We start from the raw sequence: 19,574 nt of genomic DNA, 5'->3' as shown, positions 1-19,574 counted from the left end.
CAGTTACTCTGGCTTGAAGCCGGGTTTGTTATTGAGTGCGCGCCATTCTTTGACTTCTTTCAGAATTCCCTCTGGACTGTCCTCTTGGCCTTCCTTTGGGTAAAAAATTACGTCTGAGCGGCCTGGATGCTCCGTAATAAGTTCAAAATGCGTGAGAAGTCGATCCAGATATGCCTCCAACTCTCTATCTTCCAAACCACTAGGATAATGGTCGAACTCTCTCAAAAAAGACAAAAATTCTGCTTCCGTGTAATCCTCAAACTTCTCTTTAAAGATCATGATTTTTTCTTTCCTTATGTAGCTCAATATGTCGCCGCGGCGTCATTACAGAAATATTATCCATTCCATAAACTTCGCCCCCACTTGAAACTTCAACATCATGATGAAGTTCGAACGTTCTACGTCCGCCGCTTTGGTCAGCTAACGTAGGGTACGGAGAGAGCCCCTCGCGCATTCTGTTCAAATTGCGAGTACTGAACTGCTGACTCAATTCCACATCCGCCGCAACAGCCCTCCAAAACGCCCGCCTGAATCCATGGAAATTACGAAACTCCATCGACCGCAACTTATCCGCAATCTGCTCGGGAATCGGCGCCCCCTCCGCTCGTGCCGCATCCCCCAACCATATTCCTGAAACCGACTGCCCAAACCCCATCGCCACACCCGGATCATCACGCCGATCCAGAAACAGGACATCCGACGAAGGCAACTCCATATCCGCCGGATACCCAGGAATACTGGCACCGATCTGCCCTTCGTCAACAGCCGGAAACGTCTCGTTTTGCGGTAGGACCGGGATGATCGGTGTGCCGGGATAAACCGCTGGAATCGACGGTGTAATCGGTGAAGTTGTAGGACCCAGGTGTTCGATACCCGGCGGCACCAGAGGTGTCCAGGTTCCGACGCCGACCGGACGAATCGGCCAGGGCAGGACCGCAGGAGTGATCCCCAGCCGTCCCTGGATGCTTTGCGGCGTGGTGATGCTGATTTTGTCGAGGTTGAAAGGATTGGCGCCGAGCTCTGCCCGCTCCTGATAGCGCAGTTCGAACTCGCGTCGCTCACCGACCCAGGTACTTTTCGGCGCGTACGGCGCGAAGCCTTGTTCGATGCGCTTTTTGTTCACCTCATCGAATTGAGCGATGAGCGTCGGATGCTCGCCGAGCGTTCGCCACAGCGCTTCGTCGAAGGCGGCAAGCGAGTTGAATTCACGACCACGAAACTGGTCGCCTATCTGCAAGGGAATGGCAGCACCTTGTGCCTGGCTCGCGGTTTTCCACCAGTCATTCGCCGCCGGTTTACCGACCCCTGTGACGACGCCCGAGCCTATCGGTGGCAGATTGAAGGTGAAGTAAATCGGCGGCTGATCAGGCACGCACACAATGCAATCGCTGATACGCAGATCGACGCCCGCCGCGATGGCCTCGACCTGGGGTGTCAACACGCTCAGCCCGGGCTGACTGGCAGTGGCAACCTGAGTGGTGTCCGGGGTGAATTGCAGGTGCCTGGCTGGCGATCCGGGAATCTCGGCGCTATAGAGGCCGGTCAGCGGGTCAGGCACCGCATTGATAACCGGCACCTCAGCACCAATGGCATCGCCCGTAGCGACAGCGATGATCGCGGTGCCTTCCGGCACGGTTTCAGGTTTGAGTCGGTACGCGACCTCCACTGAACCGCCCGCATCGGCGATCGATTGCAACGCTTGGCGGTCAGTAAGGCCCAACGCTTGCGCCGGCACCCCGACAGCCTGAAACAAACGCCGACGTTGCTCAGCGCTCAACTCACCATTGCCAAGGGTTGGCGAGTACACCATCGCGGTGACGAACACCGGTCCCGTTTTTGCGGCAATCCGCCCGAAATCGATGAGGGTATTGACGGCAGACTGGACAGCCATTTCAAGCACTGCAGCGCCTTGCTGCGCAACGAATATGCCATCGCGCGTCAAAGCCATCCCGCCAGCGGTCAGCGAAGACACCGGGACTGTCAGCGTGTTGGCCTGCCTGACCCGCTCAACCCGTGCATCTTCATCGGCCTGCTGCTTGAAGCGAACTCGAGCTTCACGCTGCTTGGCGTACTGGCGTTGGGCCTCCCAGACCGCTTCCCTTTCGCGCCAGACAATCGTCTGCTCGGCATGACGCCTGGCCAGCGCGCTGGACTTGTCAGTGAGTGCGCTTATCTGTGTGGATAGCAGCCGCGCTTCGTGGGCAGCGTTGTAGGCGTTTTCCCAGATCTGGTGGCCGTCGTTGAGTGCCTCGCCGAACTGCCCCAGTCGCGTCAGGTAATCGTTCGATGTGCGGGTGAATGGGTCGTGCCCATCGAATGAGCGAGCGACCGCGTTCCTGATATTTAGCTCGGTGGTTTTGCGGGCGATGAGCCCATCGATTTCGTTTTTTTCTTTGGTGATCAGGTAAAGCTGCCAGCGTTCGCTCGAGTCGGTGGTGGGCGCCCGTCGTGCAGCCGAGATTTCTTGTTCAAGAGATGGCGCGAGTTGCCCGGCCCTGTCGGCAAAACGACGGTCCACCTCACCCCTGATAGCGTCATGACGCTGCGCCAGCCCCGCCAGAAACTGGTGAAGAGCCTGAGTTTGCGCTGCGGCTGCCTGTGCTTGAGCCGCCTCGGCTTGCGCTTTGGCCTCGGCCTGCGCACGCTCTTTTTCCTTCTTCTGACGATCAGCTTCTATAGCCCGCCTGCGGGCCTTTTGTCTTTTCTTGCTGGTTCTACCGAATCCGCCTGAAACCCCTGCGCCGCCACCAAAACCGCCGCCTGAGCCACCACTCGAAGCGGGTGGTCCGGACGTGATGACAACACTTCCTGACGTTCCATCGTAATGTGTTTGTTGTGCCATACAGTCTCTCCTTGTCTGTAGGCACAGCATGTCGATGCAACCGCAGTCAGGTGCGGTACATAGTTATCGGTGTGGATTTAAATCAAGGTGCCATTTGAGGGAATCAGTCACCACACAGGTAACAAATCCACTTCTTTTGCGGTCTTTCGTTAGAGGTAGTGTCGATTCGGGCGACCGCCATTCGACTAGACAGTGAGTCACTCACATCCAGCGGAGACAAAACCATGCGATTCATGATCATTGTGAAAGCCAGCCCGGATTCCGAGGCTGGTGTGATGCCCAGCGAAGAACTGATGGCCGCGATGGGCAATTTCAACGAGGAACTGGCCAAGGCCGGCATCCTCATCGATTGCGACGGCCTGCAGCCCAGCAGTAAAGGCGCCCGCGTACGTTTTTCGGGTGACGAGCGTACGGTGATCGACGGCCCGTTCGCCGAAACCAAGGAGCTGATCGCTGGCTACTGGTTGTGGCAGGTGAAGTCGAAAGAGGAAGCGATCGAGTGGGTCAAGCGCTGCCCCAACCCGATGCCGGGTACAGAGGCCGAGATCGAGATTCGCCAGGTGTACGAGGCCGAAGACTTCGGGGCCGAGTTCACACCGCAGTTGCGCGAGCAGGAAGAACGAGTACGTGCGCAGGCGAAGCAGCACTGAAGCAAAACTGATGCACCTGACATACCTGATGCACTTCTGATGCACCTGATGCCGCTTGATGCGTCGTAGGAGCTGCCGAAGGCTGCGATCTTTTGATCTTGTTTTAGCGGCCCTGGGAAAGAGCAAGATCAAAAGATCGCAGCCTTCGGCAGCTCGGTATCGGGATTGCGGGGGGAATTAGTGGTACCCGGAGACCGCTTTCGCGAGCAAGCCCGCTCCCACATTTGATCTCTGGTGTACACAAAATCTGTGATCGAAACAGAATCAATGTGGGAGCGGGCTTGCTCGCGAAGAGCCCCTCAGCCCCGCCGCATTACTTGGACTTGGACTTGAGTTTCAGATACGACTGATGCATATCCGATGCCCAGCCATCGATCACGTTTTTCACGTCACCGGCCTTCATCACCTGATCTGAGTTTTCCAGCGGTTTGCCAATGCCCTTGCGCACCACTTGGGCCACGACTTTGTTGTTGCCACCATCGAGAAATACCGCTTCGGTGGCCAGATTGGTTTCCTGGTCGCGAATGCCGCTGGCTGTACTGACTGCCGCCGCTACCAGGGCGATCGGGATCACTTCATAAGGCTGGAGGCTTTCGGTCTTGCTGGTAACAGAGGTGATCGCCGCACGCACCACCATCACGCCAGGGCCGGGACCGGTGGCCAATGGCAGGGATTTGCCTATTTCGCGTTTAAGTGCTTGATCGTAGTAGCTGGTGATGCCGTTCAGTGTGGTCTGAGGAATTTTCACCGTCGGTTGCGGTTTGGGGTAGAGCTGCGTCGGCTCGATGTAGACACTGGTGAATTTTTTGATATCAAGCTTGGGGTCCATCCAGCGCATCACCACGGCGCCCGATGGCGACTTGGCCTCCTTCAGCTGACTGTAGTCCTTGAGAAAGCCGGAATACTGGTCCGGCTCGACGACTTTGCTCGAGCAACCTACCACCCCGATCGAGGCGATGCACAGTGTGCTCATCAGTAACGCAAGCTTCATGCTGTAACTCCTGTCAGAAGGCCGGGCAACAATATTGAATACGGGAATTACAGGTATAGCCAATGCTCGGCACTTTGTTATCAAAAAGCACAATATTCATCTATTGCTGAAGTGATCGCGGCCATATTCAAAGGCCCCTTCGCGGGCAAGCCTCGCTCCTACAAGTCCGGGTTGTATGAACCAAAACCCTTGTAGGAGCGAGGCTTGCCCGCGAAGACATCAGCTCAAACAACACAAAACCTCATTGGAAAAACCTGGTCAATCACCACGAAGATCCGCTTTTCGCCGCCAATTCCCGCCGACTATTGGCGCGCATCGCCTTGATCAGCGACACCGTGCCCACCAGGATGATCACCGCCGCGAACAGGAAGTCGATGCTGTACAGCTGGAAGTCGTTCAACGGCCCCACCAGAAACACCCGGATCGCACCAATACTCACCAGCGTCGCGAGAAAATCGATGCCCGGCTCATCGCGATAAAACACGTGCAGCAGCGGCAGGCACATCACCAGCAACAATAGCAGCACAATCACCTTGAACGAGCCCTTGCGCTCGACACTGAACGCGCATTCGTTGGCGCCGTAGGGCTTGTAATCCTCCTCGCGAATCAACGAGTTTTTCTCGTTGATGTACTCGACACGGTTGTACTTCTGGATCGGCGTGAAGGTGTTCGACATCTCCATGCCAGTGGTGATGTGCCTGAATTTCAGGTCAATGCGCTCATTGCCCTTGAGGATGTACAGCACCGGTTTGTAGCCGTAGCGATAGGTGTCGAACGGAAAGTCCGTCGACCGCCCCAAGACCCCGATGGGTCTGGACTCAAGTTCCGCGTAGGCACTTTTATCAGTCGAAGACAGGTTGCGGCTCAGGGGCTTGATCCTGACCTGCTCCATGAGAGTCGGCGCAATGCCGTAGGACCACTGCATGGGCTCCATGCGCAGCCGCAGTTCGTTACGGCCCAGGTCATAGCGATCAAAGGTTCGCTCGGAGACGATCACCGCGCCCGAGAGCATGAACTCGCCATGAACGTTGTTGGTGATGTGCAGCGACAGTCGATCCCTGCCCGAGCCTGTGGCATCGCTGGCCGGTGGCGTGCCACACCAGGCGTAGCTGCTGAAGGTCTCCCCGAGCTGGCCGGTACGGTTCTCTTTGAACACATAAAAGTAACTGCCCCACAGGGCCGCCATCAGCAGCAACGCGAAAAGCCCTAAAATCTTCTTGCCCACGCTCAAACCAGACTCCTTTCTTTGCTGACTCCCTATGAGGCGCGGACTCTATCAAAATGCCATCATTGGCCCAAGCAAAAATCCCCGTACACAGAAGATCCTTGTGGGAGCGGGCTTGCTCGCGAAAGCGGTGTATCAGTCGACATCAATGTTGAATGTCAGTCAGCTTTCGCGAGCAAGCCCGCTCCCACAGGGGTTGCGCTAACTGACTGGGATTTGAGCCGGGAAAGCTTCAGCGCCGCCGAAACAACGGTCGCGGCTCAATCACCGAGCGTCCGTACAACACGCTCATCCCCGCCAATCCCTTCAGCGCATCTTCAGCGGATTTATCTTCACGCACGGCGAAACTGTCGAAACCGCATTGGCGCATGTGGCTGAGTTGATCGCGCAGCACATCACCAATCGCGCGCAATTCGCCTTGCCAACCGAAACGCGTACGCAGCAGATAGGCCTGGCTGTAGGCGCGGCCGTCGCGAAAACTCGGGAAGTCGAGGGCAATCAGCGGCAGGTCGGGAAACCACGGGGTCAGGTTTGTCACTTCCTCGTTAGGCCCCAGCCAGACGCCTTCGAGCGCTGATGTCCTGTCGGCATTAAGTGCCAGCCACTGGGGTAACGGCAGTATCAGCGGTCCGGCCGGCAACTCATCCGTTGCTTCACGAATCAACTGCCACGGATCATCGCGCACCCACTCGGCACCGCCCTCTTGCAAACGCAGCAGATTATTCATGCCGACACCTCCAGCATTTTCGGGTAAACCCGTTCCTTGAACGGCTCCAGACCGATGCGCGCCAAGGTATCGACGAACAGTTCCTCGCTCTCGCGGTAGCGGACAAATGTAGCGATGATCCGCTCGATCACCGCGGGCACTTCGGCGGCGCTGAAGGACGGGCCGATGACTTTGCCCAACGCGCTATTCTTGCCCTGGGCGCCGCCAAGGGTGATCTGGTACCACTCGCTGCCGTTCTTATCGACGCCAAGAATGCCGATGTTGCCGATGTGGTGGTGGCCGCAGGCGTTCATGCAACCGGAGATATTCAGACTGATGTCGCCCAGGTCATGCAGGTAATCCAGGTCCTCGAATCGCGCCTGTATCGCTTGTGCGACGGGAATGGATTTGGCGTTGGCCAACGCGCAGAAGTCGCCGCCGGGGCAGGCGATGATGTCGGTCAACAAGCCGATGTTGGCGCATCCCAGGCCTTGCTCGCAGGCCAGGCACCACAGAGCGTAAAGGTCGGCCTTGGGTACATCTGGCAGGACGATGTTCTGTTCATGGGCGATGCGAATTTCGCCGAAGCCGAACTGTTCGGACCACTGGGCCACCGCCTCCATTTGCTCGGCCGTGACATCCCCCGGTGGCGCGGCGATGCCCGGTTTGGTCGACAGCACCACGCTGGCGTATCCCGGCACCTTGTGCGGTTGAACGTTGCGCGTCACCCAACGGGCGAAGGCCGGGTTCTCGGCCAGGCGCGTGCCGAAATCCAGGTCGGTGCCGGCCAGTGAACGGTAATCGGGCGGCACGAAGGCACTGGCGACACGCTCATACTCGACATCGGTCAACTGCGCCGGACCGTCCTTGAGGTATTGCCACTCCTCCTCCACTTCCTTGGCGAACGCTTCGATACCCAAAGCCTTTACCAGAATCTTGATCCGCGCCTTGTATTTGTTATCGCGCCGCCCGTGGCGGTTATAGACCCGCAGCACCGCTTCGACGTAGGACAGCAGGTGCTGCCACGGCAAGCCTTCGCGGATCTGCAAACCGAGAATCGGCGTACGCCCCAAGCCGCCACCCACGATCACCCGCAAGAGCATTTGCCCGCTGTCATCGCGATAAAGATAGAGGCCGATGTCATGCATCATGATCGCCGCGCGGTCCTGCTTCGCCGAGCAGATGGCGATCTTGAACTTGCGCGGCAGGAACAGGAACTCCGGGTTGATGGTCGACCATTGCCGCAGGATCTCTGCCAGTGGGCGCGGGTCCATCAACTCGTCCGCCGCGACGCCGGCGAAGGCTTCGGTGGTGATGTTGCGCACGCAGTTGCCGGAGGTCTGGATCGCGTGCATTTCCACTTCGGCCAGACGTTCGAGAATGTCCGGCACCTGGGCCAGTTCGATCCAGTTGAACTGCATGTTCTGCCGGGTGGTGAAGTGGCCGTAGCCACGATCGTAGTCCCGCGCAATGCTCGCCAGAATGCGCATTTGCTTGGCGCTCAGCGTGCCGTAAGGAATTGCCACGCGCAGCATGTAGGCATGTTTTTGCATGTACAGGCCGTTCTGCAGGCGCAGGGGCAGGAACTCTTCTTCACTCAACTCCCCGGCCATGAAACGTTCGACCTGATCGCGAAACTGCGCAACACGCTCGAACACCAGGGCCCGGTCATAGTCATCGTATTGATACATGTGGCTGCCACCTCATCAGGATTATCGGGCTCTGCGGCTAATGCCAGTCAGTCAGGCGCAGAACCTGTGGGAGCGGACTTGCTCGCGAAGAGGCCGTCACATGCAACATCACCGGTGACTGACACTCCGTCTTCGCGAGCAAGCCCGCTCCCACAAGGATTGCGGTGTTCAATTCCTTAACTGGTCGGCATCAGGCTCTGCGGCTCGTTCTTGAGGTGGCAACTATGCACCTGCAGCGCAGCACGTTACAGATTCAGCTAAACACTAAAAAACCGTATCAGGGCGCGACCTATGGCCGCAGGCCCGCATCGCATCTGATCCGCATAAACCCGGTTTTTCTGAGTCTGTTTTGTTTGCGGCAGGGTTTCTACAGTTCATGCATGCCAGACCGGGTGGCCTGGCAAGACTTTGCAACCGTGGAAGAATTGACCATGAGCACAGCAACAATCGGACAGGCCTATAACTACAAGGTCGTTCGCCAATTCGTCGTGGCAACCATCGTCTGGGGCGTTGTCGGGATGGCGATGGGGGTGTGGATCGCCTCGCAACTGGTATGGCCCGAGATGAACCTCGACCTGCCGTGGACCACCTTCGGCCGCTTGCGTCCGCTGCACACCAGCCTGGTGATTTTCGGTTTTGCCGGCAGCGCGCAATTCGCCGCCAGTTACTATGCGGTGCAGCGTACCTGCCAAGTGCGGCTGTATTCCGACAAGCTCGCCGCCTTCACCTTCTGGGGCTGGCAATCGGTGATTGTGGTGATGCTGATCACCCTGCCGCTGGGCTACACCACCACCAAGGAATACGCCGAGATCGAATTCTCCGGCGCGGTGTGGATGACGGTGGTCTGGGTCGCTTACGCCATCGTGTTCTTCACCACTGTGGTGCAACGCAAGACCAAACACATCTACGTCGGCAACTGGTTTTTCGGCGCGTTCATTGTGGTGATCGCCATGCTGCACGTGGTCAATCACCTGTCGATTCCGGTGGACTGGTTCAAGTCGTATCCGGTGTATTCCGGGGCCACCGACGCCATGGTGCAATGGTGGTACGGGCACAACGCGGTGGGGTTCTTCCTGACTACCGGCTTCCTCGGAATGATGTATTACTTCGTGCCGAAACAGGTCAATCGGCCGGTGTATTCCTATCGGTTGTCGATCGTGCATTTCTGGGCACTGATCACCCTGTACATCTGGGCAGGTCCCCACCACTTGCACTACACCGCGCTGCCGGATTGGGCGCAGTCGCTGGGCATGGCGATGTCGCTGATCCTGTTGGCGCCGAGTTGGGGAGGCATGATCAACGGCATGATGACCCTGTCGGGCGCCTGGCATAAGTTGCGCACCGACCCGATCCTGCGCTTTCTGGTGCTGTCCCTGGCCTTCTACGGGATGTCGACGTTTGAAGGGCCGATGATGGCGATCAAGACGGTGAACGCCCTCTCCCACTACACCGACTGGACCATCGGCCACGTTCACGCCGGAGCCCTGGGCTGGGTGGCGATGATCACCTTCGGCGCCGTCTACCACATGGTCCCGAAAGTCTTTGGCCGCCCACAGATGCACAGCATCGGCCTGATCAACGCACACTTCTGGCTGGCGACCATCGGCACCGTGCTGTACATCGCCTCGATGTGGGTCAACGGCATCACCCAGGGTTTGATGTGGCGCGCGATCAACGACGACGGCACGCTGACCTACTCCTTCGTCGAAGCCTTGCAGGCCAGTCATCCGGGGTTTGTGGTGCGCTTCGTCGGCGGGGTGTTCTTCCTTAGCGGCATGTTGCTGATGGCCTACAACACCTGGCGCACGGTGCGGGTGGCGGACGTGAGGATGGCTGAACTTGAAGCGCAGATTGCCTGAGGCAAGGAGCCTGACATGATCGAGATGGGGTTGAATCTATTGGGTGTTCTGGGGCTTTGGCTGGCGGTCGAGTACTGCCTGAAACAGCAGACGGCCGAGAGCCTGGACGATGCCAGCCTGATTCCGTTCGCCGATGATCCCGAGGTGGCGCGGCGGGTGGAATTGGCGACGGGTAAGACTGTGAAAGCGGTGGCGCCGGAAGAGGTGAAGCCGGGTTGGGGCAACCTCGAAATTTGATACACACCCCATCCACTGTGGGAGCGGGCTTGCTCGCGAAGGCGGTGTGTCAGGCAACATTGATGCCGACTGACACTCCCTCTTCGCGAGCAAGCCCGCTCCCACAGTGGTTATGTGCTGGTCACGAAAATTCAGCCGCGCTCGCGGGGAATCAGGCTCTGCAGTTGCTGCGCCAGGAAGTTCGCATCGAAGGCAAAGGTGTCCGGATCTTTCAAGCCATTGGTCTTGCGCCATTGCCAATTGCTGGAGGGCGGCAGGCACACCAGCGAAATGCTGCCATAACGCGCGGCGGTCAAGCCCATCACTGCCAGGGAAATCTGCCCACCCGCGCCCATCACGTCCGGCACGAACTCCACCGGTTTCCCGGCAATCACAATAGACAGTTTCTCGGTCTTGAACGGCGACGTATCGAGCGGCACGCTCGGCCCGGACGCGACATACGCCTCGCGACTCACTTCCAGCAGATTCGGCGTCAGGACCGGAGCCAGCCACTGCTGGATCTGATCGAACAACTCACCAATGCGCGTCGCCCACACGGCCGATTGCGACTCAAACAGTTGCTTCTTGTGCGCTTCGCTATCTGCATAGTGGCGAAGCATCTCGCCCAGTTGCTGTACATCGTCCATTGCGGTGTTCCTTTTGGTTGAAGCGATGTTGCGAATGTCGATCATGGCAGATGCCGACAGCTCGCGTACGGCAAAGGTGCGAACGGCTACAGAGCCTGGGCAGATGAACGCGACGAATGGTCGTGTTTTACCTGCTTTTCAGGGGAGCACCTGTCAGATCTGACAGTAGCCAATATCCATATCCGGGGTGTTTGATAACACTGCCCAACGCGGGAGCAAAACATTCAATCCGTACAGTCAGGAGCGCACATCATGAACAGTGGGAACGATCGCAACAAATGCCGGGTAACCAATTATGTGACCATCAAAAAAATGATCGTTTACGGATTGACTCCTCCGTTTACCCAGCCTGCGAATCCGATAGGCGGAATGAACAGTGCGAGCGTTGATAACAGTCTTTTCGCAATCGACAAAGTGATCATCCCCGGCTGGAAACAACCGGTTATCCATCCCGAAAACCCTGAAGGCGGCATCGGACTAGCGCTCATCGTAAATGGACTGATGCCCGTCTGGATCGACCCTTGGTTTAATTTTTCGGAAGGTGACAGGGCGGATTTACTGCTGAATGAATCAGAGACGGCGATAGACGGCAAAACCATTCAGCCGGATGAAGATGATGATCCGCAACGATTCATTCTGAACGTACCCGGCGGACTTCTGCGCAATGGCATTAACCGTCTGCGCCTGAGGGTGAAGCGGATCAGCCAGCCAGAAGAAACCTCTCTGCCACGCGTCGCACTCTTCAATACCCCGCGTCCTGGCGGCGAGGTGACAGGCTCGGGAGACAACCCCTATCTGCTGATGACGCTTCCGGCAGATGTCATCGCCAATGGAGTGGATGCCGCTCGCGCCGCGCTAGGGGTAGATGTCACGTTGACCTATAGCTACATGCGCGAACATGATGTCATCACCCTCGATTGTGACGGCCACGAAATCCTGCACACCGTCACGGCTGCCCAGGCCGGAGCCGACACCATCGTTCTGAAGCTGTTCGCCGATGCGTTTCAGAAAGGTGACAACCCCCGATTTGCCATGCGCTTTCGAGTGAGAGACCAGATCGGCAACAACTCAGGCCCACTCGCAATCTGGTCAAAAACCACTTATATCGATGTGCACATCCAAAAACCCGTTCTGGATCTAAAAGCGCCCGAAGTGTTGGAAGCCTTGGAACTCGACGGCACTCGATTGAACTTTGAACGGGATTTTTATGAGACCAAGTTCGCCACGGTCAAGGTCGCCTATACCGGCTCCGCCCCCGGGCAAACTGTCAAAGTCTATTGGCTCGGGCGCAATTCGACTTATGGCAGCGAGATTCGAACCGTTGCCTATGCCGGAGAGGAACTGAGATTTCTGGTGCCCAGGCAGGAAGTGGTTGATTGCATCAGTAGCGGTGCGCAGATCAGTTACACCGTGAGGCTACCAGGTACCACCGAGAATCTACCCTCCGAAAACCTGCGCATCACGGTCACCGCGCAAAAACATCATCTACCGGAACCGACGCTTAATGCGGACAAAACCAATCTCAGGGCTTACTACCCAACGCTGGAAGCTACTTACACTGTGCGTATGGCCCTGTTCGGTATCACCACTCGCTATGGCGATGAAGTCACTATCACACAACCCGGCTTCACCAATCTGCCTGTGCCGCCGGCATGGATAACAGAAAATCGGGGTAGATCCGTCATGTTCAATTACACCCTGCATAGAACAGACACTACCGAAAAACTGATTTTTTCATGGTTCCTGAGACTGACCCTGTAGCGGGCTCACCTTTGGCGACACCACTGCGTAACCCGATCACCCAAAACTGTTTGGCGTTTATATAGACGAGGGATTTGTCATGCACAAAATAATCGGTGTTCTGTTAATCGCGCTAATGGTGGGTTGCACTCAGGTCGATATAAAACCATCGAGTGAAGTAGGGACGATCAATAATGTCCAGCCCCTGAATGGCCCCGCCGTCGCCACTCAACTGAACACGCTTTACAACCGAAAATCAGCCACTTTCACCTATGTCGTCGCAGATCAGGGGGTGGCTCAATGAACACCCTACTGTGGCGCACGCTCGGCAATGCTCCGCGCATTCTCTTTCATTCGCTAACGGGGGTCGGTTTGATGCTGAGTATCAACTCGCCCCTTTATGCGCAAACAGCAACAGAAACCCCTGACAGCTACATCCTTACCGTGGAACGTTGTGTGAAATATGTCGAAAGTGTGCAATGGGTGTATCGGGACTATCAGTGGTCGTTTTCCATCACGCCCACACCCTGTGCGCGGCGGACACAACCGGAAGGGACACCCTTCCTTTGGGACGAACTTTCCCGTGACTATTCCAATAGCAGCTACTGGCAAAATACCCATGGCCTGCGCCACCAACTGATTTGTCATCTGGCGATTGCGAGGGACAAACCGCAGTGGAACCTGGAACCGTGGCGGCCAGATGTGGGGTATGCACAAACGTTGGCTGCCGGCTGCAATCATGTCGTCCCCTTGCCTCAAAAAGCACCATGACACTTCAATGAAAGATGAGCATTACAGTTGATTTATCGCTGGTGTCCGCTATCGAACGAATAGAAACTCCCTTCAGGCCTGGCCTATCGACGCAGGCCATAGCCTGAGGAAATCCAATGCGCACCATCGGCCTTATCGGCGGCATGAGCTGGGAGTCCAGCGCCGAGTATTACCGTCTTATCAACCAGCAGGTACGTGATCGCCTCGGGCCGTTGCGCTCGGCGAAACTGTTGATGTACAGCGTCGACTTCGGCCCGGTCGAACAGGCCCAGCATGCAGGGCGGTGGGACGATGCGGCGGTGATTCTGGTGGATGCGGCCCAGCGTCTGGAAGCAGGTGGCGCCGAGTGCGTGGTGCTGTGTACCAACACCATGCACAAAGTGGCCGGGCAGATTCAGGCAGCGATTGATATTCCGTTCCTGCACATTGCCGATCCGGCGGGTCAAGCGGCATTGGACGCCGGTGCGCTGCGCGTGGGTTTGCTGGGGACTGCGTTCACCATGGAGCAAGACTTTATCAAGGCACGTCTGACGGCCAAGGGCCTGACGGTGTTGGTACCGGAGGCAGAGGAGCGCCAGGCCGTTCACCGGATCATCTATGACGAGTTGTGCGTCGGGGTGATCAGCGACGCGTCACGCCAGGTCTATCAACGGGTGATCGAATCGCTGACCGAACGCGGCGCCCAGGCGATCATCCTCGGCTGTACCGAAATCGGCCTGTTGATCAAACCCGAGCACAGCGCCCTGCCCTTGCTCGACACCACCGAACTGCATGCGCAGGCGGCGGTGGCGTTCGCGTTGGGCGACTGACTCGCGCAGAACCTGTAGGAGCGAGGCTTGCCCGCGAAGAACGATGACGCGTAACACCTGAAAAAAAGCGGAGCATTCTTCGCGGGCAAGCCTCGCTCCTACAGGATTTTCGTCGCTCAATTTTTTTGCTTACCGGCGACGCAGGCGCGCCATGCTCAGGGTATCGACCAGCCGACCGTCACGCACGGCGTAATCGCGGAACAGGCCTTCGGTCTCGAAACCGAATTTCTGGTACAGGCCGATGGCCGCTTCGTTGTCGGCGTACACCGAAAGTTCTACCCGTTGCAGGTTCATCCAGTTGTCGGCGACGTCCAGCGCTGCTGCCAGCAATTTCGAACCGACACCCTTGCCCTGCCACGCCACGGCGACACCCATGCCAAAGCTACCGGCGTGGCTGCGGCGGATCCGCGAAAACTGTTCCAGGCCAATGTTGCCGATGACCGATCCCTGGTGCAGCGCCACCAGTTTCACCGCCCGCTCGTTGTCCGCCATCAGGCGTTGGCGCCAGACCTCGGTGGACTGAAAAGGCATTTGCAGCACCTGCCGGGCCACGGCGGGGTCGTTGTAGAGCGCGGTGATGCCCTCGATGTGGGATTCGCTGAAGCGTTCGAGGTGAATGGCGGGGTCGTGGTCGGGCATGGCGGTGTTCGTCCTTGATCGGTGTGTGACCGGTCACTCTAAACCGCGATCCCCATGAGTGGCGAGATCAAAATGTGGGAGCGGCAGATTCGGGCGCGGGCCTGACGAAAGCAAAGTCAAAAAGATCGCAGCCTTCGGCAGCTCCTACATTGATCGTGTGTACCCGTCATTCAGCGGGTGTACCCAATCTCTGTAGGAGCTGCCGAAGGCTGCGATCTTTTGCTCTTGATGGCAGGCTGTGGCGGTGTTTTGTGTCCCTTGCCGGTTGCCGAGATGCGTGCTGCATGCAGAGCGGCATGGCTAGACCGTTGACGCGACAACCACCTGCTAGAGTAAAAAGCATACCCATCGACTATCCAGCACCGGAGTTGTGCACCGCCACCTGGACGTTCGACTAGAGAAACGACGTTATTCGCCGGACTGAATGTCACCTTCGGAAATGAGGGAATTTTTATGAAAGGTTTGCTTCGCGCCGCAGGACTCAGCCTGATGGCGTTTTTCGCAAGTTGTGGTGTTGGTGCTCAGACAGTGCACAGTCATGCTGCGCCGCCTGCCTTCACCGCCACACCGGCCGATATCCAAGCGGATAGCCAAAGAAATTGATCGTTCCCATGTTCCACGGAGGCATGGGGACGGGCTTGCTCGCGAAGGCGGTGTGTCAGTCGACATCAATGTTGCCTGACACACCGCCTTCGCGAGCAAGCCCGCTCCCACATTAGTTAGTCGTCAACTTTCGAACCACTCCCGCCGCTCGCTGAAGGTGTTGTGGATCAGTTCGACGATCCCCTGCACCTCGGTCTCATTCCGGGAATCGGCATTGACCGCCATCCACACCTGGCGCTGCATCGGTTGCTTGAAGAGCCCGGGCAACGCCACCAGCCCCCGGTCGAATTGGCTCATGTAGTGCGGCAATAAACCGATGCAGGCACTGCAGCGGATCATCTCCAGCATCAGCTCATAGGCATGCAGTTGCACCACCCCCGCCAGGCGCTGCTCCACCAGACTGTTCCACGGCCCAAAAGCGCTGACGTGGCGGTCGTGCTGCCATTGCACCAGCATGAAATCGGCCAGGTCACCCAGGCTGTCCGGCCGCGCCGCGACCCTTGAATACCGTTTGGCGATGTGCGGCAGATAGTCCAGCCGTGCCAGACGCCGGGGTTCGCTGATGGCGAAACTGGGGCCTGGCAACGGCGAATCGGTGCCCGCTAGCCATACCACCACATCGGCGCTGATCGCTCGCAGCGACAGTTCGCTGTCCACGGAAATGATGTCCAGACGCACACTGGCGTTGCGCCGCAGCAGCGAGACCAGATCACGACCGAGGATGTCGTGCAGGATCGACTCGGCGACGGCCAGGCGAATCAAGGGCTGCTCGATCACGGGCAAGTCGCGTTCACGGGCCAGGGCAATCAACTGCGCCTGAAGCTGCCAGCCGTCACGACTGAGGGCAAAGCCATTGCCCGAATGGCTGAACAGCGAACGCCGCAGTTGCGCTTCAAGTTGTGCCAGTTGTTTACGCAATTGGGTCGATTTGATGTTGAGGCTGCGGGCCGCTTGCATGAAACAACCGCAACGGGCGCAGACCCGGAAAGACTGCACCAGCACCGGATCGATTCCGGCCAGTGAGTGCAAGGATTGGTTTTGTTCTACGGGCCAACGGTACTCGGTCACACCCTGACGATCAGTGGGTTCCATGAATGACATCGATGACTCCCTGTCGATCTGTCCTTGAGCGTTTTATCCTGCTGACTGTTTATGAACTTGATGTGACGGCCGGGCAAAAACCGGATCAAATCGCCTGATGTCGGCCAGTCACGGTACGGAACCTGTGGGAGCGGGCTTGCTCGCGAAAGCGGTGTGTCAGGCGACATTAATGTGGACTGTGCCGCCGTCTTCGCGAGCAAGCCCGCTCCCACAGGGTTTGCGCTTGAATTAACCGCTAGGCGTTTGCCGGAAGCTCACCGCCAGGCGGTTCCAGCTGTTGATGGTGCTGACAGCCATGGTCAGCTCGACCAGTTCACCTTCGCTGAACTGCTCCCGGGCCTGAGCGTAAACGTCGTCCGGCACGTGGCTTTGCGAAAGCAGGGTCACCGCTTCGGTCCAGGCCAGGGCAGCTCGCTCCCGAGGATTGAAGAAATTGCTGTCGCGCCAGACCACGATCGCGTAAAGCCGACGATCGCTCTCACCGAAGCGGCGCGCGTCCACCGAGTGCATGTCGGTGCAGAAGGCGCAGCCATTGAGCTGCGAGGCGCGGATTTTGATCAGGTTCAGCAAGGCCGGTTCGATGCTCAGATCGCGGGTCAAGGCCTCCATGGCGATCATGGCTTTCATCGCTTTGGGCGATGCGCTGTAGTAATCCAGACGGGAGTTCATGGGGCGACCTCGTGGATCGGATAGGTGACTCCAAGGTAGAGGCTGATCCGCGGGCGTCACAGGTCCAATTCGTCGAAAAAACCATGGACCGCCCGGCAGCAGGCCAATCGCAGGTTTTTCGCCCACGCAACTTCTGCGCAGCCGTTCATGCGGGTAATCTGGCGCGACGCACAGTCGCTTCAACCGCCCCAGGAGCCCCGCCGGTATGGAACTTCATGTTGTCATCAACGGCCGCAAGGACCTGGCAGGCCAGTTGTACCGGCAACTGCGCGACGCCATTGAATCCGGTCGCCTGACAGCCGGGACGCAACTGCCGCCCAGCCGGTTGCTGGCCGAACAACTGGGGATCTCGCGCAAGACCATTTCCGACACGTATGCGCAACTGACCTATGAGAACTTCCTCACCGGGGTGATCGGCAAAGGCACTTACGTCAATGCCCGGGCCGCGAAAATCGTCCACAAGCAAAGCCACTCGGAGCTGGCGAGCTTTGATGTCATCGAACGCTGGCGCAACCTGCCGACGTTCTTGCGCCACCCGACGCTGGAAGGCTCGCTGCGTTACGAGTTCATCGGCGGCGCCACCAGCAAGGGCCAGTTTCCGCAGGACGATTGGCGCCGCTGCACTTCCCATGCCTTGCGCCAGATGGCCGGTTCCAAAGGTTTCTATAGCCTGCCCGAAGGCCTGCCGGCGCTGCGCAATGCCATCGCACGGCACATTGCGTTTTCACGTGGGGTCAATTGTCAGGACGAAGACGTGGTGGTGTGCAACGGCGCGCAACAGGCGCTGGACCTGATTTCCCGGGTCCTGACCCAACCGGGCAGCCTCGTCGCCATGGAAGACCCCGGCTACCCGCCAGCGCGTCTGTTGTTCGCAAGCCATGGCGCAACGGTGATCGGCGTGCCGGTGGATGCGCAAGGCATTCAGGTCGAGCACATTCCCGATGGCACCCGGCTGATTTACGTCACCCCGTCCCACCAGTTCCCTTTGGGCATGCCCATGAGCCAGGCCCGGCGCGAAGCCCTGCTCGCAAGGGCCTATGAGCTGGGGGCGATCATTATCGAAGACGATTACGACAGCGAATTCCGCTACGAAGGCCGGCCCACCGACTCGCTGCAAAGCCTGGATGAGCGCGGCATCGTCGCCTACGTCGGCACTTTTTCGAAGACCTTGCTGCCGGAGCTGCGGCTCGGGTACGCGATATTGCCGCCGGCGATTCTCGAAGCGGTGATCCGCGCCAAGCAGCTCACCGACCTGCATACCTCCACCCTGCCCCAATGGGCGCTCGCCAAATTCATCGCCGAGGGCTGTCTGCTCAAGCACATCAGGCGCTGCCATACGATTTACGCCGGGCGTCGTGAACGGATCCTGGCACGCATGGCCGGCGACCTTTCACCGTGGTTCGAAGCGGTGCCAACCACGGCCGGGTTCCACATGGCGGTGCTGTGCAAGGTGCCTGTCGATATGCCATTGGTGATCGAACTGGCAAAAAAAGTCGAAGTGGGGCTCTATGCCCTGGACAGCTTTTTTTACCAGCAAGCGCCGCGGGCCGGGCTTTTCCTGGGGTTCGGCGCGATCGAAACCCTGGACATCGACATCGCCCTGGACCGGTTAAGGGACATTTTGCAGCAACTCGGCTGAGGGATTGGTCTGCGGCTTTATCCGGTGATTGGCTATTGGCGGTCTGGGGGTGCAGGCCTATCCTGATTGGGCGTTATCCCTCAATGAGCAGGATTCGTCCGGCCTGATTCAGGAGTGTGAGCAATGTCCAACGAAGTGATTACCACCGTAAAGGTGCAGGCGGCCGCCGGCCGCTCGGACGAACTGGGTAAGCAACTGCAAAAGATTGTCGACACCCTACGCGAACTTCCGGGCTGTGACTCCTATATGGTCGACCGCTGCCCCGAGGACGACACCCGCTGGACAGTCAGCGCCCGCTGGCAATCGGAAGCGGCCATGCAATCGCATTTCAACTGCCCCGAAGTGCAAGGCTTTATCGGCCTGATCGACAGCCGACTGGCCAATGCCGTCGACTTCAACAGCTTTCCAATCGTTTAAAAGCAAGATCAAAAGATCGCGGCGTTTCCGCAGCTCCTACAGAAATAGTGTCCTCCCGATGTTTCAAGGGTGTACGCGATTCCAATGTGAGCTGCCGAAGGCTGCGATCTTTTGATCTTAACGTTCTTGATTGCCCCTCTCCCTCCCGAAAATTGGCGCCACCCAACCCGCCAAGCTGTTGGTGTTAATGGTGTTGGCCCCGGATGAGAAAGTGTTGATTCCTTTGGAGAACTGATCGCCGAGGCGATGCTGATGGCCTCTTCGCGGGCAAGCCTCGCTCCTACAGGGATTGCGGGTGCCCACAAAACCGGCGTTCAACACAAAACCTGTAGGAGCGAGGCTTGCCCGCGAAGAGGCCC

At 58.1% G+C, this 19,574-nt stretch carries 19 protein-coding genes and 1 pseudogene; 10 read left to right on the top strand and 10 right to left on the bottom strand.

The window, feature by feature from the left end; translation table 11 throughout:
• Window positions 1-3 precede the first annotated feature (3 nt).
• Both KW837_RS04870 and KW837_RS04865 read right to left on the bottom strand, forming a co-directional pair.
• Window positions 4-279: a bacteriocin immunity protein gene (locus KW837_RS04870; RefSeq protein ID WP_218394715.1), complete on the bottom strand. Its 276-nt coding sequence runs from the start codon at window positions 277-279 to the stop codon at window positions 4-6.
• Window positions 269-2,842, bottom strand: a complete 2,574-nt coding sequence (locus KW837_RS04865; protein ID WP_218394714.1) for an S-type pyocin domain-containing protein — start codon at window positions 2,840-2,842, stop codon at window positions 269-271. The genes KW837_RS04870 and KW837_RS04865 overlap by 11 nt, the downstream gene beginning before the upstream one ends.
• Window positions 2,843-3,066: 224 nt before the next feature.
• On the opposite strand from KW837_RS04865, the gene KW837_RS04860 reads away from it, so the two are divergent.
• Window positions 3,067-3,492, top strand: coding sequence for a YciI family protein (locus tag KW837_RS04860; protein ID WP_218394713.1), 426 nt, complete (start codon window positions 3,067-3,069; stop codon window positions 3,490-3,492).
• 313 nt (window positions 3,493-3,805) lie between these two features.
• Here the strand turns inward: KW837_RS04860 and KW837_RS04855 are convergent, their stop codons facing one another.
• From KW837_RS04855 to KW837_RS04840, 4 genes are all read right to left on the bottom strand, one after another.
• Window positions 3,806-4,483 carry a DUF3313 domain-containing protein gene (locus KW837_RS04855; protein ID WP_218394712.1) on the bottom strand — a complete coding sequence of 226 codons (678 nt, stop codon included), beginning with the start codon at window positions 4,481-4,483 and terminating at the stop codon, window positions 3,806-3,808.
• A 262-nt stretch (window positions 4,484-4,745) separates the two neighbouring features.
• Complete coding sequence (locus KW837_RS04850; protein WP_218394711.1) at window positions 4,746-5,714, bottom strand: hypothetical protein; 969 nt, start codon at window positions 5,712-5,714, stop codon at window positions 4,746-4,748.
• Window positions 5,715-5,940: 226 nt separating this feature from the next.
• The gene (locus KW837_RS04845; protein ID WP_123494355.1) at window positions 5,941-6,435 is read right to left on the bottom strand and encodes a DUF934 domain-containing protein; all 495 of its coding nucleotides are present in this window, start codon (window positions 6,433-6,435) and stop codon (window positions 5,941-5,943) included.
• Window positions 6,432-8,105, bottom strand: a complete 1,674-nt coding sequence (locus KW837_RS04840) for a nitrite/sulfite reductase (RefSeq protein WP_218394710.1) — start codon at window positions 8,103-8,105, stop codon at window positions 6,432-6,434. Before KW837_RS04840 ends, KW837_RS04845 begins: the two co-directional genes overlap by 4 nt.
• Window positions 8,106-8,536: 431 nt before the next feature.
• On the opposite strand from KW837_RS04840, the gene ccoN reads away from it, so the two are divergent.
• Both ccoN and KW837_RS04830 read left to right on the top strand, forming a co-directional pair.
• Window positions 8,537-9,964: a cytochrome-c oxidase, cbb3-type subunit I gene (ccoN, locus tag KW837_RS04835; RefSeq protein ID WP_218394709.1), complete on the top strand. Its 1,428-nt coding sequence runs from the start codon at window positions 8,537-8,539 to the stop codon at window positions 9,962-9,964.
• Between the two features lie 15 nt (window positions 9,965-9,979).
• Window positions 9,980-10,201, top strand: a complete 222-nt coding sequence (locus KW837_RS04830; RefSeq protein ID WP_218394708.1) for a cbb3-type cytochrome c oxidase subunit 3 — start codon at window positions 9,980-9,982, stop codon at window positions 10,199-10,201.
• Window positions 10,202-10,332: 131 nt separating this feature from the next.
• Here the strand turns inward: KW837_RS04830 and KW837_RS04825 are convergent, their stop codons facing one another.
• Window positions 10,333-10,827 (bottom strand): hypothetical protein, encoded by a 495-nt coding sequence (locus KW837_RS04825; protein WP_218394707.1) that lies wholly within the window; start codon window positions 10,825-10,827, stop codon window positions 10,333-10,335.
• Between the two features lie 252 nt (window positions 10,828-11,079).
• On the opposite strand from KW837_RS04825, the gene KW837_RS04820 reads away from it, so the two are divergent.
• The 4 genes from KW837_RS04820 (at window position 11,080) to KW837_RS04805 (ending at window position 14,147) form a co-directional block, all read left to right on the top strand.
• Window positions 11,080-12,588 (top strand): hypothetical protein, encoded by a 1,509-nt coding sequence (locus tag KW837_RS04820; RefSeq protein ID WP_218394706.1) that lies wholly within the window; start codon window positions 11,080-11,082, stop codon window positions 12,586-12,588.
• Between the two features lie 79 nt (window positions 12,589-12,667).
• Window positions 12,668-12,871, top strand: coding sequence for a hypothetical protein (locus KW837_RS04815; protein WP_218394705.1), 204 nt, complete (start codon window positions 12,668-12,670; stop codon window positions 12,869-12,871).
• Window positions 12,868-13,338 carry a DUF2599 domain-containing protein gene (locus tag KW837_RS04810; RefSeq protein WP_218394704.1) on the top strand — a complete coding sequence of 157 codons (471 nt, stop codon included), beginning with the start codon at window positions 12,868-12,870 and terminating at the stop codon, window positions 13,336-13,338. The genes KW837_RS04815 and KW837_RS04810 overlap by 4 nt, the downstream gene beginning before the upstream one ends.
• Window positions 13,339-13,454: 116 nt before the next feature.
• Window positions 13,455-14,147 (top strand): aspartate/glutamate racemase family protein, encoded by a 693-nt coding sequence (locus KW837_RS04805; protein ID WP_218394703.1) that lies wholly within the window; start codon window positions 13,455-13,457, stop codon window positions 14,145-14,147.
• Window positions 14,148-14,276: 129 nt separating this feature from the next.
• On the opposite strand, the gene KW837_RS04800 is transcribed toward KW837_RS04805, so the two are convergent.
• The 3 genes from KW837_RS04800 to KW837_RS04790 form a co-directional block, all read right to left on the bottom strand.
• Window positions 14,277-14,786 (bottom strand): GNAT family N-acetyltransferase, encoded by a 510-nt coding sequence (locus KW837_RS04800; protein ID WP_218394702.1) that lies wholly within the window; start codon window positions 14,784-14,786, stop codon window positions 14,277-14,279.
• 726 nt (window positions 14,787-15,512) lie between these two features.
• Window positions 15,513-16,490 carry a LysR family transcriptional regulator gene (locus KW837_RS04795; protein WP_218394701.1) on the bottom strand — a complete coding sequence of 326 codons (978 nt, stop codon included), beginning with the start codon at window positions 16,488-16,490 and terminating at the stop codon, window positions 15,513-15,515.
• A gap of 228 nt (window positions 16,491-16,718) precedes the next feature.
• Window positions 16,719-17,159 carry a carboxymuconolactone decarboxylase family protein gene (locus tag KW837_RS04790; protein ID WP_218394700.1) on the bottom strand — a complete coding sequence of 147 codons (441 nt, stop codon included), beginning with the start codon at window positions 17,157-17,159 and terminating at the stop codon, window positions 16,719-16,721.
• A gap of 205 nt (window positions 17,160-17,364) precedes the next feature.
• Here KW837_RS04790 and KW837_RS04785 point away from each other — a divergent pair, with 205 nt between their 5' ends.
• The 3 genes and pseudogenes from KW837_RS04785 to KW837_RS28690 all read left to right on the top strand — a co-directional run.
• Window positions 17,365-18,798 carry a PLP-dependent aminotransferase family protein gene (locus tag KW837_RS04785; RefSeq protein ID WP_218394699.1) on the top strand — a complete coding sequence of 478 codons (1,434 nt, stop codon included), beginning with the start codon at window positions 17,365-17,367 and terminating at the stop codon, window positions 18,796-18,798.
• A 123-nt stretch (window positions 18,799-18,921) separates the two neighbouring features.
• The gene (locus KW837_RS04780) at window positions 18,922-19,215 is read left to right on the top strand and encodes a putative quinol monooxygenase (protein ID WP_063343499.1); all 294 of its coding nucleotides are present in this window, start codon (window positions 18,922-18,924) and stop codon (window positions 19,213-19,215) included.
• A 157-nt stretch (window positions 19,216-19,372) separates the two neighbouring features.
• Window positions 19,373-19,450, top strand: a pseudogene (locus tag KW837_RS28690) (cupin domain-containing protein); the annotation flags it as partial.
• Between the last annotated feature and the right edge of the window lie 124 nt (window positions 19,451-19,574).

Source organism: Pseudomonas sp. PDM24, from assembly GCF_019218905.1.
Lineage (GTDB): Bacteria > Pseudomonadota > Gammaproteobacteria > Pseudomonadales > Pseudomonadaceae > Aquipseudomonas.
This window is presented reverse-complemented; position numbering and strand designations above follow the sequence as displayed.